Source organism: Ruegeria sp. AP12, assembly GCF_056540025.1.
Map to the genome: position 1 here is coordinate 50,233 of NZ_JBQFVZ010000008.1, position 15,965 is coordinate 66,197.

General features: G+C 59.0%; 14 protein-coding genes. 11 read left to right on the forward strand and 3 right to left on the reverse strand.

Going from position 1 to position 15,965, the window contains the following annotated elements:
• Positions 1-4 precede the first annotated feature (4 nt).
• From glcF to ACR0E6_RS18245, 4 genes are all read left to right on the forward strand, one after another.
• Positions 5-1,324: a glycolate oxidase subunit GlcF gene (gene glcF / locus ACR0E6_RS18230; protein ID WP_480585892.1), complete on the forward strand. Its 1,320-nt coding sequence runs from the start codon at positions 5-7 to the stop codon at positions 1,322-1,324.
• A gap of 110 nt (positions 1,325-1,434) precedes the next feature.
• Positions 1,435-2,226 (forward strand): trypsin-like serine peptidase, encoded by a 792-nt coding sequence (locus tag ACR0E6_RS18235; RefSeq protein ID WP_480585895.1) that lies wholly within the window; start codon positions 1,435-1,437, stop codon positions 2,224-2,226.
• Positions 2,223-3,038: a trypsin-like serine peptidase gene (locus ACR0E6_RS18240; protein WP_480585897.1), complete on the forward strand. Its 816-nt coding sequence runs from the start codon at positions 2,223-2,225 to the stop codon at positions 3,036-3,038. Before ACR0E6_RS18235 ends, ACR0E6_RS18240 begins: the two co-directional genes overlap by 4 nt.
• A 124-nt stretch (positions 3,039-3,162) precedes the next feature.
• A complete protein-coding gene (locus ACR0E6_RS18245) occupies positions 3,163-3,630 on the forward strand; it encodes an Hsp20 family protein (RefSeq protein WP_170524217.1) in 468 nt (155 codons plus the stop codon).
• A gap of 215 nt (positions 3,631-3,845) precedes the next feature.
• Here the strand turns inward: ACR0E6_RS18245 and ACR0E6_RS18250 are convergent, their stop codons facing one another.
• The 3 genes from ACR0E6_RS18250 to ACR0E6_RS18260 all read right to left on the reverse strand — a co-directional run bounded on the left by ACR0E6_RS18250 (position 3,846) and on the right by ACR0E6_RS18260 (position 8,375).
• Positions 3,846-4,274 carry a hypothetical protein gene (locus ACR0E6_RS18250; RefSeq protein ID WP_480585900.1) on the reverse strand — a complete coding sequence of 143 codons (429 nt, stop codon included), beginning with the start codon at positions 4,272-4,274 and terminating at the stop codon, positions 3,846-3,848.
• A 308-nt stretch (positions 4,275-4,582) separates the two neighbouring features.
• Positions 4,583-6,766: an esterase-like activity of phytase family protein gene (locus ACR0E6_RS18255; protein WP_480585904.1), complete on the reverse strand. Its 2,184-nt coding sequence runs from the start codon at positions 6,764-6,766 to the stop codon at positions 4,583-4,585.
• 133 nt (positions 6,767-6,899) lie between these two features.
• Positions 6,900-8,375 (reverse strand): NAD-dependent succinate-semialdehyde dehydrogenase, encoded by a 1,476-nt coding sequence (locus ACR0E6_RS18260; RefSeq protein WP_480585907.1) that lies wholly within the window; start codon positions 8,373-8,375, stop codon positions 6,900-6,902.
• A gap of 283 nt (positions 8,376-8,658) precedes the next feature.
• Here ACR0E6_RS18260 and ACR0E6_RS18265 point away from each other — a divergent pair, with 283 nt between their 5' ends.
• From ACR0E6_RS18265 to ACR0E6_RS18295, 7 genes are all read left to right on the forward strand, one after another.
• On the forward strand, positions 8,659-9,738 hold the full coding sequence (locus ACR0E6_RS18265; RefSeq protein ID WP_170524229.1) for a coiled-coil domain-containing protein: 1,080 nt from the start codon (positions 8,659-8,661) through the stop codon (positions 9,736-9,738).
• A 270-nt stretch (positions 9,739-10,008) separates the two neighbouring features.
• Positions 10,009-11,127, forward strand: coding sequence for a hypothetical protein (locus ACR0E6_RS18270; protein ID WP_480585911.1), 1,119 nt, complete (start codon positions 10,009-10,011; stop codon positions 11,125-11,127).
• 56 nt (positions 11,128-11,183) lie between these two features.
• Positions 11,184-13,115, forward strand: coding sequence for an AAA family ATPase (locus ACR0E6_RS18275; RefSeq protein ID WP_480585915.1), 1,932 nt, complete (start codon positions 11,184-11,186; stop codon positions 13,113-13,115).
• Positions 13,112-13,708, forward strand: a complete 597-nt coding sequence (locus ACR0E6_RS18280) for a hypothetical protein (protein WP_480585918.1) — start codon at positions 13,112-13,114, stop codon at positions 13,706-13,708. The genes ACR0E6_RS18275 and ACR0E6_RS18280 overlap by 4 nt, the downstream gene beginning before the upstream one ends.
• Positions 13,705-15,042 carry a DUF6638 family protein gene (locus ACR0E6_RS18285; protein WP_170738054.1) on the forward strand — a complete coding sequence of 446 codons (1,338 nt, stop codon included), beginning with the start codon at positions 13,705-13,707 and terminating at the stop codon, positions 15,040-15,042. Before ACR0E6_RS18280 ends, ACR0E6_RS18285 begins: the two co-directional genes overlap by 4 nt.
• A gap of 1 nt (position 15,043) precedes the next feature.
• On the forward strand, positions 15,044-15,310 hold the full coding sequence (locus ACR0E6_RS18290) for a hypothetical protein (protein ID WP_170738056.1): 267 nt from the start codon (positions 15,044-15,046) through the stop codon (positions 15,308-15,310).
• A 10-nt stretch (positions 15,311-15,320) separates the two neighbouring features.
• A complete protein-coding gene (locus ACR0E6_RS18295) occupies positions 15,321-15,965 on the forward strand; it encodes a DUF1523 family protein (protein WP_170524247.1) in 645 nt (214 codons plus the stop codon).

Here is a 15,965-nt window from a genome sequence, read left to right on the forward strand (position 1 = left end):
ACAGATGCAGACGACATTTACCGAAAAGCAACTGCAGGACCCGGCGATCCAGCGTTCGAACGACATCCTGCGCAGTTGCGTGCATTGCGGGTTCTGCACGGCCACGTGTCCGACCTATCAGGTGCTGAGCGATGAGCTCGACAGCCCCCGGGGTCGCATCTACCTGATCAAGGACATGCTTGAGAATGACCGTGTGCCGGATGAGAAAACGGTCAAGCATATCGATCGTTGTCTGTCTTGCCTCGCTTGTATGACCACCTGCCCATCCGGAGTGCACTATATGCACTTGGTCGATCACGCGCGGGAATATATCGAGAACAATTACAAGCGCCCTCTGTCGGATCGGGTGTTGCGCTGGGTGCTGGCGCAAATTCTGCCCTATCCGATACGGTTTCGCTGGGCCCTGATCGGGGCCAAGCTGGGCCGTCCGTTTCGGTTCCTGATGCCGGATGCGCGGTTGCGGGCGATGCTGGACATGGCACCGAAACACATCCCTCCGGTCAGTCGCAATGACGATCCGCAGAGCTTTGCGCCCATCGGCCCGCGCAGAAAACGCGTTGCGCTGATGACGGGCTGCGCACAGAAGGCTCTGAACACCGATATCAACGACGCCACGATCCGGTTGCTGACCCGTTTGGGCTGTGAGGTTGTGGTGGCCGAAGGGGCCGGGTGTTGCGGGGCGCTGACCCATCACATGGGCAAAAGTCGTGACAGTCACGTTGCGGCGGCGGCCAACATACGGGCCTGGGCCCGCGAAATGGATCGAGACGGGCTGGATGCCATCGTCATCAACACCTCGGGCTGCGGCACAACGGTCAAGGATTACGGGCATATGTTCCGCAATGATATCCTGGCCGATGATGCTGCGCGTGTCTCGGGTATTGCGATGGATATCAGCGAGGTACTGATGCAGTTGGACCTGCCTGAACAAAGGGATCAGGGCCTGACCGTTGCCTATCACGCGGCCTGTTCGCTTCAGCATGGGCAGAAGATCAAGACCTACCCGAAAGACCTGCTGAAGCGGGCCGGGTTCAAGGTGGTGGAACCCGCAGACAGCCATTTGTGCTGCGGCAGTGCCGGTACCTATAACCTGATGCAGCCCGAAATCTCGGGCCAGTTGAAGCAGCGCAAGGTCAAAACGCTTGAGGCGAAAAGACCCGATATTATCGCTGCGGGGAATATCGGCTGCATGATGCAGATCGGCTCGGCCACCGAGGTTCCGATTGTGCATACGGTCGAGCTGTTGGACTGGGCAACCGGCGGGCCGAAGCCCCGGGCACTGACCACCAGCCGGGCAAATCAAGACGTGCCAATCCTGCGCTGAAACCGCGTGATGCCCGGTGGCATCATATCGGTCACAAAACCCAATCCGCCCTATTTTCGCCGCACGCGCCCCATAAGACAGTGGGCCGGAGGAAACGGGCGGAGTACCGCGTGCGCAAATGGATCAAAGCGATGGCGCTGTGCGTGTTGCCTTTCACGGCAGCGGCACAGGACACCGGGCTAAAAAGCCTGGAAACCTCTGATTCCGGTCGGGATTGGATGGCTGTCGGTCGGTTGAACATCAAGGGCGTGGGGTTTTGCACAGGAACGCTGGTTGCGCCGAATCTGGTCCTGACCGCCGCGCATTGTCTTTTCAACAAAGGCACCGGCCAGATCATCGATCTGGCGGATATCGAGTTTCTAGCAGGCTGGCGTCTGGGGCGGGCCTTGGCCTATCGCGATGCACGGCAGGCGGTGATTCATCCGGGCTATAGCTTTGGTGCCGACGCGTCGCCTGACCGTGTCAGCACGGATATTGCCTTGATCGAGCTTTGGCAGCCAATTCGAAACACCTCCGTGACCCCGTTTGACACCGGCGCGCAGCCGAAACGCGGCGAAGAGGTCGGCGTGGTGTCCTACGCGGCGGATCGGGCCGAGGCCCCGTCACTGCAAGAGGTCTGTTCGGTCATGAATCGGCAGGCGGGCATTCTGGTCATGTCCTGCGATGTGGATTTCGGGGCTTCCGGCGCGCCAGTCTTTTCCTTCTCGGGGCCCGAGCCGCGCATCGTCTCGGTCGTGGCCGCCAAGGCCAGCATGGACGGGCAAAGCGTGGCCATTGGCACCGCAGTCGAACACGCGCTTGAGCTGTTGCAGGCCGAGCTTGCGGCAGGGCGCGGGTTCACATCCTCGGCGTCAGGAAACGGTGGGGGCAAAAACGTAGGGGCGAGGTTCGTCAAACCATGATCCGGGTCATTCTTTGTTTTCTTCTCGGTCTATCCGTCATTGCAACCACCGCGCAGGCCCAGACCAACAAGCGCAAACTGACAGATCGAGAGGATCTGTACGGGTGGGAAGCGATTGGCCGGCTGGACGTCGGCACACGCTCTTTCTGTACCGGAACGCTGATTGCGCAGGATCTGGTTTTGACCGCCGCACATTGCGCTTTGGACAAGCGGACGGGCAAACCTTATGTGCCGGGCGAAGTTACGTTTCGCGCGGGCCTCAGCAACGGCACCGCATTGGCTGAACGCAAGGTGGTGCAGATCGCCGCCCATCCCGGATATGTTGCAAACGCGCCCCTGTCGGTTCAAAGCATTCAGGACGATGTCGCCCTGATGCGGCTGGAAGAACCGATCCCCTATGACATCGCTGACCCATTTGCCCTGCATAATGGGCGGGTGGCGAACGGCGAGATCAGCATCGCCTCATACGGGCGCGGACGGGCCGAGGCGATTACGCGCGAACGCTCGTGCCGTATTCTGCAACGGCGGCAGGGGCTGATCACCTTTGATTGCGACATCACCTTCGGCTCGTCCGGGTCAGCCATTCTGGCCAAGAAGGGCTCGCGCTGGCAGATTTTGTCCGTGGTTTCGGCCGTCAGTGTGCAGGGTGGCCGAAAGACCGGATTTGGGATGGAGCTTGAGGGCGTGGTCTCGGACCTCAAAGCAATCATGCGCCGCGACGCGCCCCAGCCCAAAGCGTCGATCCGCCGGTTGCAGGTCGGAACCGGCAAGTCCAGTTCCGGCGCGAAATTCATCAGCTCGGGCGGGGGTTGAACTTGGTCAAAATGCTACCCATGTGAACTGTACCGGGTCGCCACAAACGGGGCCCGGCAGTTGAAATCGCCCGTCCGTTCGGAGGGCATAAATCGTAAATCGCTCAAGGATGAGGATACGACACATGCGTACATTTGATTTTGCACCGCTGCACCGCGCCACCATTGGCTTTGACCAGATCGCCGACATGATGGACCGCGTTCTGACCAATGACGTGGCTCAGCCCAGCTATCCCCCATACAATATCGAGAAAACCGACGCAGACACCTACCGGATTTCCGTCGCTGTCGCTGGTTTTTCCGAAGCAGACCTGTCCGTCGAAGTGAAGGAAAACTCGCTTGTCGTGGCCGGTAAGAAAGCCGCCGAGGATCAGGAGCGCAGCTATCTGCACCGTGGCATCGCCACCCGCGCATTCGAGCGTCGTTTCGCGCTGGCCGACCACGTCCGCGTCACCGGCGCGAGCCACGAAAACGGTATGCTGAACATCGACCTGAAGCGCGAAGTGCCCGAAGCCCTGAAACCGCGCCGGATCGAGATTTCTTCGGCCAAATCCATCGAAAAGGACGTGGTTGACGCGAAAGCGGTCAACTAAAGCCTGAAAGTCCTGCGACAGTCGCCTCCTCCCAGACTGTCGCAACCCACGCCCCGCGTTCCTCCAGACGCGGGGCGTTGTTTTTTGTGTAGTGCCAGGATGTTCGCTGAGCGGACAAAGCGGACGCTCGGAAACAAACTGCCTAGTGCCTCGTCGCGTGCCTTGAGACGCCGTGGATCACCAACAGTATGGTGCAAATGCCGGTTGCCGCCTCATCAGAGCCCAATTGGCGTCATAGTATTTGCGCAGAAGAATCCTGTCGTTGCCGGTCTGGAAAAGAGCTCGTGCCAGCCATGAAAATCATCGAGAACACTAGCGACCGTTTGGTGATTGCTCGAAGTAGTGTAGTTGACCGACTTTTTTTCTCCGCCACGATTGCCGTTGGCTTTGCAATCCTCTTCTTTGGAGACGACTTGGACGCGCCCTTCTGGGTTCGCCTGTGTTTCTTCGCCTTGTTTGTTTCGGGTGGAATCTTTTTCTGGTTGATGAGCGCCAAAGTAACAGTGGCGCTCGATGGCCGAATAGGAGAAGCGCGCGTTCACTGGGCACGTATGATAGGCGAGAGAACACGTTCGGCGCGCTTGGAGGAGATCGTCGAACTGCGCGCCCAGATGGGGGAAGACGCGGGCCGGCTCAGGTTTCATCTGGAAGACGGTTCGACCATACCGCTTACCCCATACAGCTACAGTGGCGGGGGCACCCGGAGGTCACGGAAAGCGTTAACGCCTGGCTTGCCAAGTGGACCCGAGGAAAGACTTGAAGCATATCGATCTGTCCAGCTCGCACCAGTTTGGGATAATGTTCGCTTTTGTTGCTGCGGTGCTGCAAGGGTCACGGACTACAAGCTTGTTGCATCGGCTGGGACACTTCCGGAATGGGCTCAGCGCTGAAGTTAGAAGTAAAATGACCCCGCACAATTTCGTGCGGGGTTTCTCAAGTTGTGCAAGTGGGTTCAATTCCCAGCCGTCACTGACCCGATCGACCAGAACATCGTCTCGCCCGAGGCATCGTCGACGCCGTCATTGTCGGTCATCACAAATGCCTCGCCCGAGGGCAGGATGGCCAGACCTTCGATCTTGTCCAGAACGTAACCGCCGGTCGAAGTCAGGTCGGGCAGCAGGTCGCGGACCTCTTCCTTGCTGACCACCGGCAGGTCGCCGCCCAGTGGCGCCGGGGTCATTTCGGACAGCGGGATGCGGTAGATTTTCTTGGTCACGGCGCGGTGGTCGTGCTGGTTGTCGCGTTCGATGACATAGACATGGTCACCGAAGGCCACGATTTCCGACAGGCCAACCCAGCCTGTTTCCGGATCCGCCTTGAGATAATGCACCGCGCCCCATTCCTGGGTCTCCAGATTGTAGGCGACCAGTTTCACGTGGTTCTCCGGGTCGTCTTTCCATTCGCGCTGAACGGCCATCCACAGGGTGTCGCCGACCTTGGTGATGCCCTCGAAGCCGAAACGCTTTTCGACGGCCATCAATTCCGGCGGCAGGCCAATCTCGCCCTTGCGGTCTTTGATCAGACCGTCGGCCGAGACATGGTAGATCGCGTGCGGGATCACCCGGTCAGTGCGACCTTCGGAGGCGACGTAGAAGCCGCCCTTGCCGTCCAGCGTGATGCCTTCCAGGTCCAGCTTCTGCGCCGGGTTGCCGTCTTGACGGTGAATGCGGATCACGTCCACGATACGGGCAGGTTGCTGGCTGGGGTCGATCTTGAAGATCGACGGCTGGAAACCGTAGTAGCTGTCATTGACCGCATAGATCATGCCGTCCTCATCCGCGACCAGACCGGACAGCGCGCCCCATCCGATCAGTTCATCCGCGCCTTCCGAAGTCAGGTGCGGATAGCTGGCGGGGGCGTCCTGATACTCGAAGATCGAGACATGCGCGCGCGGGCCGCCATCTTCGATCAGGTCCTTTTCATTGGCCGAGATCAGCAGGTTGCGCTCGGGGATCGCCACATAGCCTTCCGGGCCAACACCCGAGGGCAGCAGTTGTTTCAGCACCGGATTAGCCGGGTCGGTGGCGTCATAGACACCAACGACCGAGGCACGCTCGGCCCCGACAAAGATCATCGGCGTGCCGCCAAAGGTGGCTGCGGTTACGCTTTCAGGCTCTACGCCTTTGCTGTCCGAGCGTTTGTCCGGGTAGTGGCCGATCTGGATGATGGCTTTCTCAAACTCGGTGCCATTCTCGTAAACAACGGTGCCGTCCTTGTGAAAGATCGTCCAGCCGCGCGACCCACCGTTGTAATCGCCCTCGTTGGCGGTGGCGAAGTGGCTGTCGTCGATCCATTTCACTGCATCGGGTTCGCGCAGGCGACCCGGCTGGCTGTCGGTAAAGATCAGCGCGCCGCGTTCGTCGGTGGCATCGATGCCTTCCAGATCCACGTTGCCTGCCGAGAAATGACTGACCACATTGCCGTCCTTGTCGACAACCGCGATGTGGTTGTTTTCCTGCAAGGTAACGACGGTTTCGCCGAGGGCGTTGATGTCAACAAACTCGGGCTCGGGGTCGGTGGGCGCAACTTCGGCCAAACCGGTCAGCGAGGCCATTTTCACGCCCGTGCACTCCAGTGCGCCGTCTTTCAGTGGCACCAGTGCCAGCGATCCGGCGGGCAGTTGCGGGATGATGCCGTCGTTCAGGTCTTCGTCCCGCTCATTCTCGATCGCCACGGCGACAAAGCTGCCATCGGGCGCAATCGCGACGCTGTCGGGCTGACCGCCCAGATCACAAGCACCGGTTTCGGCCTTACCCGCGATATCGACCGAGATCAGCTTGCCCGAAGGCGCAGTGTAGCTTTCCGACGTGTTCACGCCAACAAAAACCGTGTCGCCAACGATCCCAACCGAGGTCGGTTCACCCCCCACTTCCATCGCACCCAATGGCGCAGGGTTCGCGGGGTCGCTGATGTCGATCATGCCGATCACGCCCAATGGGCTGTCGGTATAGACCAGCGTCATACTATCCGCGGTGGCCGCGATGATCTCGGGTGAGGTTTCGCGAGTGGTATCGGCCCCTTCGGCCATGTTCTTGACGACGGGGAAAGACGCAATTCGGTTGAAATTCATCTCTGCCATGGCCTGACCGGCAGTCAGGGCAAGGGCAGATGTCAGGCAGACATGGCGCAATGACATCGGTTGGGATCCTCTCTGGGTTGGTCGCCAGAGGGATGACCCCGGTTCATTGCGGTATTGTGACGATTTCGATTCAGTTTGATGACAAGCGCATCCGGGTCGGCCACCGCCCGAAGTCGATGGCCGGATTGGATCAGACCGACAGGCAGACGTATTTCATTTCAAGATAGTCTTCCATGCCGTGATGGCTGCCTTCGCGGCCCAGACCGGATTGTTTGACGCCGCCGAACGGGCCAAGCTCGGTCGAGATGATGCCGGTGTTCACGCCGACGATGCCATATTCCAGCGCCTCGGCCACTTTGTAGACGCGGCTCAGGTCCTTGGCGTAGAAATACGAGGCCAGACCAAAAATCGTGTCATTGGCCATGGCGATCACGTCATCTTCGTCTTCGAACTTGAACAATGGGGCGAGCGGGCCAAAGGTTTCGTCCTGCGCCACCATCATGTCCTGCGTCACGCCGGTCACGATGGTCGGCTGGAAGAAGGTGCCGCCCAGATCATGGGGCAGACCGCCGGTCAGCACCGCACCGCCTTTGGATGTGACGTCCTCGATATGCTCTTTGACCTTCTCGACGGCTTCGGCGTTGATCAGCGGGCCGGTTGTGGTGCCCTCGGTCAGGCCGTCGCCAATCTTCAGCGCTTCGACCGCGGCCTTCAGTTTGGCTGCGAACTCATCGTAAACACCGGCCTGAACGTAGATACGGTTGGCACAAACGCAGGTCTGACCGTTGTTGCGGAACTTGCACAGCATCGCGCCTTCGACAGCCGCATCCAGATCCGCGTCGTCGAACACGATGAACGGCGCGTTGCCGCCCAGCTCCATCGAGCATTTCATCACCTGATCGGCGGCCTGTTTCAGCAGGATGCGCCCCACCTCGGTCGAGCCGGTAAAGGTCAGCTTGCGCACACCGGGGTTTTCGCAGAACTCCTTGCCAATCTCACTGGCGCGCGACGATGGCACCACGTTGAACACGCCCGCCGGGATCCCCGCCTGTTCCGCCAGAACCGCCAGAACGATCGCGGACAGAGGCGTTTCTTTGGCCGGGCGCGCAACGAATGCACAGCCCGCAGCCAGCGCAGGCCCGGCCTTGCGGGTGATCATCGCGTTAGGGAAGTTCCACGGGGTGATCGAGGCTGCCACGCCGATGGGCTGTTTCATCACCATAATCCGTTTGTCACGCTGGTGACCCGGGATCGTCTCGCCATAGATGCGCTTGGCTTCTTCGCCGAAGAACTCGATGAAAGACGCGCCGTAGGCGATCTCGCCCACGGCCTCGGCCAGTGGTTTGCCCTGTTCGGCGGTCAGGATCTTGCCCAGATCCTCGGCGTTTTCCATCATCAGATCGTACCAGCGCCGCAAGATTGCCGCGCGTTCTTTGCCGGTCAGCTTGGCCCATTCCTTTTGTGCCGCCTCGGCCTGCGCAATTGCACCCGCCACCTGCGCGCGGCTGACATCGGCCACCTCGGCGACCACATCGCCCCGCGCAGGGTTGGTCACGGTGAAGGTGCCATTGTCGCCATCCACCCACTGACCGCCGATATAGGCCTTGGTCGCCAGAAGATCGGGGTTCTTGAGCAGGGATTTCAGATCGGTTGTTGCGTCCAGCATAGGTTAGCCTCCGGCAGATGTGGTTTGCGCGCACCCAAACAGGTGTTGCGGGCTTTGTCTATGGCCACTGTGGCGGGCGGATCATCCCAGTTGGTGTTCCTTTCTGTCGGGGATAGCGTTGCAGCTGCGCCGCAGTGCCGGGTTCACCGTCTGGTTGCGCCTGCTTGCCTTTCAATTCGGGTGCGAGTTTGCCAAAGTTTCCGGGATTTTGGACGTCAAGGGGATGTAAATGACCGTAACATTCCCTATCTTATTGGGTATATAAGGAAAAAGGGATAGCAAGATGTCGAACCAGCAGTTTGAGGCGTTGATTCAGGAAACTCAGACCAAGGTGCGCGAGTCGCAATCGCAGATCGAAGGCCTGACCTCGCGCATTGAGGCCGCCCGTGCCAAGATTGGCACCGCCGAGGCGGATATCGACATCGAAAACGCCACGCTTGAAGATGTGCACGCTCATACAGAAGTGATGAACGCCAATATCGCCGAGCTGATCATGGGTCTGGACGACGTGACCAGTGCGTTTTCCAAGGATTTCGACGAAATGCGCTCGAAAACCGGGTGGGAGTCGTTTGTCGGCGTCTTTTCCAAAGGTAAATCCGAGTCGATGCGGCAGGAACGGATGCGCACCGCCAATATCGACGACAAGCTGCAGGATCTGATCGCCAAATCGGATGTGATCGTGAAGCTGCTGGAAGGGCAGTTGGCCGTGCTTGAGGAACAGCGTGTGAAGGTCGAGGACAACTTGACCGTCACGCTGGACGATCGTGAGGCCACCGTGGCCGAACTGGAGGCTCTGCGCACCGAGATTCAGGGCATGGACCCGACGATTATCACGCTGGAGAACAAGATTTCGGTCGAACAGGACGCCGCCGCGCGGACGCAGTTGGAAACCGAACTGGCCGAGTTGAACAAGCAATACAACGCCAAGGTTCAGGAAGAACAGGTCAAGCTGGCCAAAAGCCAGACGCTGGAACGCTACATCGAAAAGGGCAAAACCTGGGTCGATTCCTTACAGAACCAGGCGGCGACGCAGATGGTGCTGATCAACAAGCTGCAGACAGACACGCAACAGCGGGTGGTGCTGTATGACGCCCTGACCAAATCGCTGAAAACCGCGCAGCAGCAGGACGTGGCCCACCGCATCAACGAGATCGGCGTGCAAACCGACCAAGAGGCGCAAACCGCAATGGCCGCCATCGGCACTGCGACCAACCAGAAGATGGCCGACATGCTTGAGGCGCATGAGGACCACATGGTATTTGCCCGCGACGTGCTGGAGAAAAAGGCCAAGGCGGACGAACGCTTTGCCCGCCGGTTCGCCTCGATTGTCGAGAAGCATGATAAGAATTTGTATGGCGGATGAAGCGCTTTAGCCGAAAAGACGTAAGGCTGCTAAGGATTGGCCTCCTTCTCGTGGTTTGGCCGATGCCGATTTATGGTCTGACTGCCCTTTTGCACAAATTTGGTGTTGAAGGCGGAGCTTACAAACTGCTCGGCTTCCTCACCCTTTACGTCGGGCCGGGCAGCATAATCTTCGGGCTTATCATTTTCGCGTTGTTCCTGATCTCAGAAGTTTTTCTCCTGCCTTGGCGGCTCAACCAATGCTGTGGAACCGGTGATAGAAAATCCCCTAATGACTAACCCCACCCAAGACCATGTCGGCCTGACCGACACCTTCGCCTCGCGCCGCTATTTCCGCAAATTCGAGGTGATCACCGTCCACCTCTTGCGCGTGGCCGCAACGATGGAGGCCGAAGGTGCGATCAGTAAGCAAGAGGTGCGGATCGTGTCGCGTTACCTCTCGGGGCTGCTCTACACCTTCCGGGCGCTCAGCATGAAATACCTGCTGGTCGGGCGCGATACGGGGCGGTTCTTTGGCAGCCTCGCCATGGACAAGCGCGACAGCGGGTTTCCGGTGGCGGCCGAGTTGCTGACCATGGCCAATGATGTGCAACAGGCGCAGGTGCATCTGGCGAATATGCCGTCCGAGGACGACCTGAAAACCGACATGGTGCGCACCATCATTGGCGACCGGGCAATCCCCACCAAGCTGCAATTCGCGCTGTCGCAAAGGCTCTATTACGAGGAATTGCTGAAAGGTCAGCTTTTCTGGGCCCGCAATGATCCCGAATGCCACTGGATCGGAAACGAAGGCGAGCGACGCAAGTTCCTGATCCACTGGGCGGTCTATGACAGCCAGATCAACCTGCCGGTCATTTACCTGATGCAGTTGGAGGACAGCGGCAAGACGGCCCTGCCCAAGGACCAGCGCCGCTGGCCCGAGGTGCAGGCCCATCTGATGGCGCAATCTCTGGGCGGGTTGAAACTGGTGACGATTGCCAAAGGCTTCGATCAGGATTTCGACGACCTGCACCCCAAACACATGCGCCGCATCCATGTGGGGCCGATGTATTCCTCGGCCTATACCGAGCAATCCGGCCCGCTGCGGCAGGTGCTGGAGGACGCGCAATCTCCGCAAGGGCAGGACTGGGCGCTGGCCTGGACCATGGAAGAGTTGGAGAGCGAGGACGTTGTCGAAGAACGCGCCGGGTGGTTTTCCACCGTCGAGCGCGAGGTCTTTGCGCTGGATCCGTTTGGCGGGCAGGGGGCCGAGACCGGGGCGACGCGCACGCAGCGCTCGATTATCCTGCCCCAGCGCCCGTTTCAGGTACTGGCCGAGCGAAATCCGCCGGGCTTTGCGGATGTGCGCAAGTTCGTGGTCAGCAAGTCGGGGCAGGTGTTGCGGTATTAGAATTTTTGCCTCCGGCGGGAGTATTTTTGAAAAGATGAAGCAAGGGCTGTTTTGAAATGAGTTTGACGTCAGATCAGATGGAATTGCGCGAAGCAGATATTCGCAAGCATTATCCGGCGGCGACCGCCCTGCTGAACGGGTTTGAACACGCCCCGCGGATTGCCAAGGCGGTTGAGGCCGCCGTTGAGCGGTCTCCGGGTGTGTCAACGGGGCGGCGGTTTCGATCGACCACGCCGGGACTGGTGACGCGGCGCACCGTGCGGGCAGATGGGGTGCATCTGGTCGAACGGATCGAGTCCTCGGATGATGGCGATACGCTGGTCTCTCCGCCGCAGGCTACCACGCAGCAGGCGATCCGACGCGCCATTGCCATCGCTCTGGCCGTGGCCGAGGCCTATGCGGACCAGACCCCGCTGGCCGACCTGAAACGCGCGAACTTCGCCGGGGACTTGCCCGCCGCCCGCAAGACGGAATTCTCGGAATTGCTGACGGCCGAGGCTCTGATTACGTCGCACGTGTTCGGCAATGCGCTGGCTTATCTGATGTCCTCGCATCTGGGCGAAACCACCGTCGATATTGGTGAGGTCGAAGAGGTTCTGACCGACAATGGCCAGCTCGCCCTGCATGGCGCTTTGTGGGAGCTGGACCAGACCCTTGCCAAACACGCCCCCGACGATACCCACCTGATCGCCGTAACCAGTGCCTATGCCGAGCAATTGATGGATAAGGCCGCCCTGCGTGCCCAGACCGCAGGTCATCTGGCCCCGTTCCAGAACGCCGCCTGGCATATTGAGGCTGATGATCTGACGATCCGGGGCTTTGAACCCGCCTCAAAGGCCAAATCCACCACCCTGACCATGACGTTCAAGAAACCGAACGAGGTGGTCGGCAACCATATCGCCAAGTATCAGGCGATGAAGCTGGCCAAAATGCTGATGGCCTATGATTTCGACCGTCGCCTGAACCCGTTCGCGGAACTCGGCGGGTTCATCTTTACCTTCATGGGCGACGGCAAACCGGGCACCGGCAAGACCACCCTGATCCAGATGATGGCCGGGCTGATCAACGACTATTGCCAGAACGCAGGCTATCCGTTCCGCTACCAGAACCTGAGCACCGACAATATTGACAGCTATCAGGGCAAGTCCGGCCAGAACGCCAAGGCCTTTATCAACACGGTTCAAGACCCCTCGGTCATCGGTTTCGGCACCATCGACGATATCGACCAGTTAGCGGGCAAACGCGGCGACCGGCAGTCGTCAGCCGGGCAACTGGAAATCACCGCCGTGCTGATGGAAAGCTTTGCGGGTGCCAACACCGTCGTGCGCGGCAACTGCACCTTTGGCATGTTCTCGAACTACCCCGAGAATGTGGACGATGCCCTGCGCCAGCGGGCCGGTGCGCGGTTTCTTGTGGACGGGCCGCAGACCCGCGAGGATTACATCGACATTCTGCACCTGCTGATGGGCCGCAACCACGACATCCCGCTGGGCGAACACGACGCCTATGCCGCGCAGGAGATCAAAAAGGCCGTCGCCGCCAGTTTCGAAAGCCACTCCCGCCCGCACGAAGACGCCTTGTTGCAAGTCTATGACCGGGTCTCTGGCGAGATCGGCCGGATGGACACGATCGCCAAGCTGGGCACCTACCTCAAGGCGATCCAACAGGCGGATGAGCGGTTCACCGGCCGCGCGATCAAGAACATCACCGACGCGGTCAAGGTCCGCGCGATGGATTTCGAACTGCCCGACGAGTGGATGGAAAACCCCGACCTGTTCCTGTTCCGGGACTACGACACCAAGAAGGCCATGATCGAGGACCTGCGCCAGCCGATCACGGTCGAGATGGTGATGCAAGAGATCAACCGCTACGCTGACAGCGAGTTCCGCTATGCCGACAAGAGCGACGAGGTCGCCATCGAAAACGCCGTCCGCGACATGGGCCGGATGGAAGAGGCCAAGCGGCGGTATCTGGAGGGGAAGGGGTGATAGCGCTAGTTGTAGTTCTTGCCGTTTTAACTTTTTTGGCGATTACCCCAGTCGTCCTTGCAGCCCTTTCAAAGTACCCGGGTGGATTGATTGATAAGATTGAGCTTTTTGTATCGGAATTCGATGGCATACTGATCTCAATAGGCACTCTCAGCTTGGTTTCTATGCTGGCTGTTTTGACGGCGAGGTTAACGAACCAGTCAGCTGAAAGAAGGGAAAAAGCCAACAGAAAAGTTCAATCTGAGTTGAAAATCGCGGAATTCAGAAGACAGTGGATCGACGAAATGCGTTCCGACTTAACCGAGTTTTCGCGTCTAGTTTTTCATCGTGACGGAATAGACGACATTAGCCAACTCTTTGCGATTAGAACGAAAATTTACATGCGTTTGAACTTGGAAGAGAAAAAAGCGCTAGCCGTCGTTCAAGCTATGGATGAAGCGTATACAGCGGACTTTAATGAAGCGGACACTGAGACGCTAATGAAAACGCAAATACGACTCTCTAGAGTTAGCAATGAATTTTTGAGAGGCGAGTGGCGAAGACTTAAACAGGATATACTAGACGCTCAAGTTCTTGCTGAGAATGAAACATGATCCGCCTCATCGAAAAAGGCCTGATGTTCGGCAACCTCGTCCACATCTCCAGCCCGGCTCTGGTCGAGCGGTATAACCGAGCGTTGCAGCATCTGGCGGGCAAGACCACGGCGCTGACGGATTTCCATGTGGATATCTCGGGCTATTCGCCAGAGGTTGGGATTGAGCTGGAGGATGAGCTTTATCTCAACCCCAATGGGGTCAACCGGCAGTTCATCCTGCTGACGACCGAGCAGAAACGTGCGCCGCTGCTGAACGTCAAATTCTCGACCTCGCGCGATATCCTGCGCGAGTTTATCGAGATGAACGAGGCGCAGTTGTTCGCCCTGACCGCCACCGATGCGGTGGCCGGAGAACTGGTGAACTCGGTCATCAAACTCACCACGCCCCGCGATCTGCTGAACCTGCGCAAGATCGAGATTGAGGCTGACACCGCCGGCGGCACCTTGCGCAAGGCACAGCAACTGGCGGGGATGGTCGAACGGTTCAAGACCGAAGAGGATGCGTGGTTCGACGACGTATTGATCGCAAAAATGATCGAAACGGCCAAGGAAACCGGCGACGTCACTCGCAACCCGGTCCACCTGCGCCATACTGCGTTCGAGCAACGCAACTTCTGGACGGCGCATTTCGGTGGGCTCTATCTGTTCCCCGATCTGGACCACCCGGCGGCGATTTGCATGGGCGAAAAACCAGACGACCTGCCGATCAAATATGTCTTTGGCCCTTCGCAACGAAACCAGATTGCCAAGTTCCTGGACTATAACGATCTGGTTGAACCCATCGTCAAGGCGCGCAGTGTAGATGCCGCCGCGATCCTGCAACAGAAGATGGATTTCCTGACCATCGCCGCCGCCGCAGATGCCGATGTCGATCTGACCGGGCTGGATCGCAGCGACATGCGACGTCTGGCGCGCAATCATTCGGATCGCCTGCCCGAGGCGTATCACGGTCTGGCGCAACTGCTGCGCTGGGCGACCGATGGCGGGCCGTGGCCGCGCATCACCTCGGACCATCCGGCCTATTTCTACACACTGCGGGCCGCCGATACGCCAAACCGGGACCTTGTGAATATGCTATTGTCGGAACTGGCCCCACTGGACCCGCGCCAGATGTTCATCTGCCATAAAGAGCTGTTCTACAGCACGTATAAGACGTGGCCCGAGGCCAAGAAAGCCTATGTTGCCGACTTCCTCGCGCGCGAGTATCAGGTGGACAAGGCCGGGGCCCGCGCGGCCCTGTTCGGGCATGAGCCGGATATGTCCGGCGAAGATCGGATCAGCAAGGCAGTGATCGCGCGGGTCGGGCCTTGGGGTTCGGTGAGGAAGGGCTGAGATGTTCGGAGCGATGCGCCTGTTTCTGATCCTGCTGGTGATCCAGACGGTTGCCTATGTTGCGCTGTCGCTCTATTCGCGCAACGCACGCCGCCGCAAGCTGGAAAGCTGGTGGGACGAAAAGGGCAAGCGCGGCAACAAACAGGCCTTTGTGGAACGCGGGCTGCACGTCTACGACAATTCGTTCCGGCGCAAACTGATCCTGGGCGTCTATATTGTCCCTTGGGTGGCGATCGGCGCGCTGATCTATATTGTGAATTATATGTGAGGGTTAGGGCATGGCCTATTTGAAATGGGCATTGATCATCATCTTCTGGGGCACGATTGCGGTGGTCCTGCAATACTCTCTGCCGCAGCGCGATATCGTGCGGATTGTGAACACATACGAAGAGCGGCAGGACCTGAACGACTGGACCCGTATCTTCTGGTCCGAACCGGATGATCAATCGACCAGCCTGTCGAACCGCGATGTGCAGTTCATTCAGGCCGTGCGCGCCAATGGCAAGCCGATTGTCTACCGGAACGAGGATACCAGCTGGGGCTGGCCGCCCTATTTCAAGTTCGACACGGCAAACCTGTATACCGAGGCGAATGACGCGATATCTGATAAAGCGGACCCGGATTGGGTGGCGGTCACGCATTACGGTTGGCGGAACGAGTTCATGTCGATCTTTCCCAATGCGGTCTCCATCAAGCATGTGGACGGGCCGGATGTGCGCCTGATCCCATGGTTCAACATCATTTTCCTGACCGTCTTCTTCGCCCTCCTCTGGGCGATCTGGGTACGCTGGCGCAGGTTCCGCCAGCGTCGCATCGACCCGATGATGGAAAATGTCGAGGACAGCCTCTATGCCGCTGGTGATGCGATCGAGGAAAGGCGCAACGGCTTCCGCCGCTGGCTGGACAGCTGGAAATCGAAATAG

Bases quoted from the DNA above. Each gene is read 5' to 3' on its own strand.
- glcF (WP_480585892.1), top strand. From the start codon at position 5: ATGCAGACGACATTTACCGAAAAGCAACTGCAGGACCCGGCGATCCAG.
- ACR0E6_RS18240 (WP_480585897.1), top strand. From the start codon at position 2,223: ATGATCCGGGTCATTCTTTGTTTTCTTCTCGGTCTATCCGTCATTGCA.
- ACR0E6_RS18245 (WP_170524217.1), top strand. From the start codon at position 3,163: ATGCGTACATTTGATTTTGCACCGCTGCACCGCGCCACCATTGGCTTT.
- ACR0E6_RS18250 (WP_480585900.1), bottom strand. From the start codon at position 4,274: ATGAAACCTGAGCCGGCCCGCGTCTTCCCCCATCTGGGCGCGCAGTTC.
- ACR0E6_RS18255 (WP_480585904.1), bottom strand. From the start codon at position 6,766: ATGTCATTGCGCCATGTCTGCCTGACATCTGCCCTTGCCCTGACTGCC.
- ACR0E6_RS18260 (WP_480585907.1), bottom strand. From the start codon at position 8,375: ATGCTGGACGCAACAACCGATCTGAAATCCCTGCTCAAGAACCCCGAT.
- ACR0E6_RS18265 (WP_170524229.1), top strand. From the start codon at position 8,659: ATGTCGAACCAGCAGTTTGAGGCGTTGATTCAGGAAACTCAGACCAAG.
- ACR0E6_RS18270 (WP_480585911.1), top strand. From the start codon at position 10,009: ATGACTAACCCCACCCAAGACCATGTCGGCCTGACCGACACCTTCGCC.
- ACR0E6_RS18275 (WP_480585915.1), top strand. From the start codon at position 11,184: ATGAGTTTGACGTCAGATCAGATGGAATTGCGCGAAGCAGATATTCGC.
- ACR0E6_RS18285 (WP_170738054.1), top strand. From the start codon at position 13,705: ATGATCCGCCTCATCGAAAAAGGCCTGATGTTCGGCAACCTCGTCCAC.
- ACR0E6_RS18290 (WP_170738056.1), top strand. From the start codon at position 15,044: ATGTTCGGAGCGATGCGCCTGTTTCTGATCCTGCTGGTGATCCAGACG.
- ACR0E6_RS18295 (WP_170524247.1), top strand. From the start codon at position 15,321: ATGGCCTATTTGAAATGGGCATTGATCATCATCTTCTGGGGCACGATT.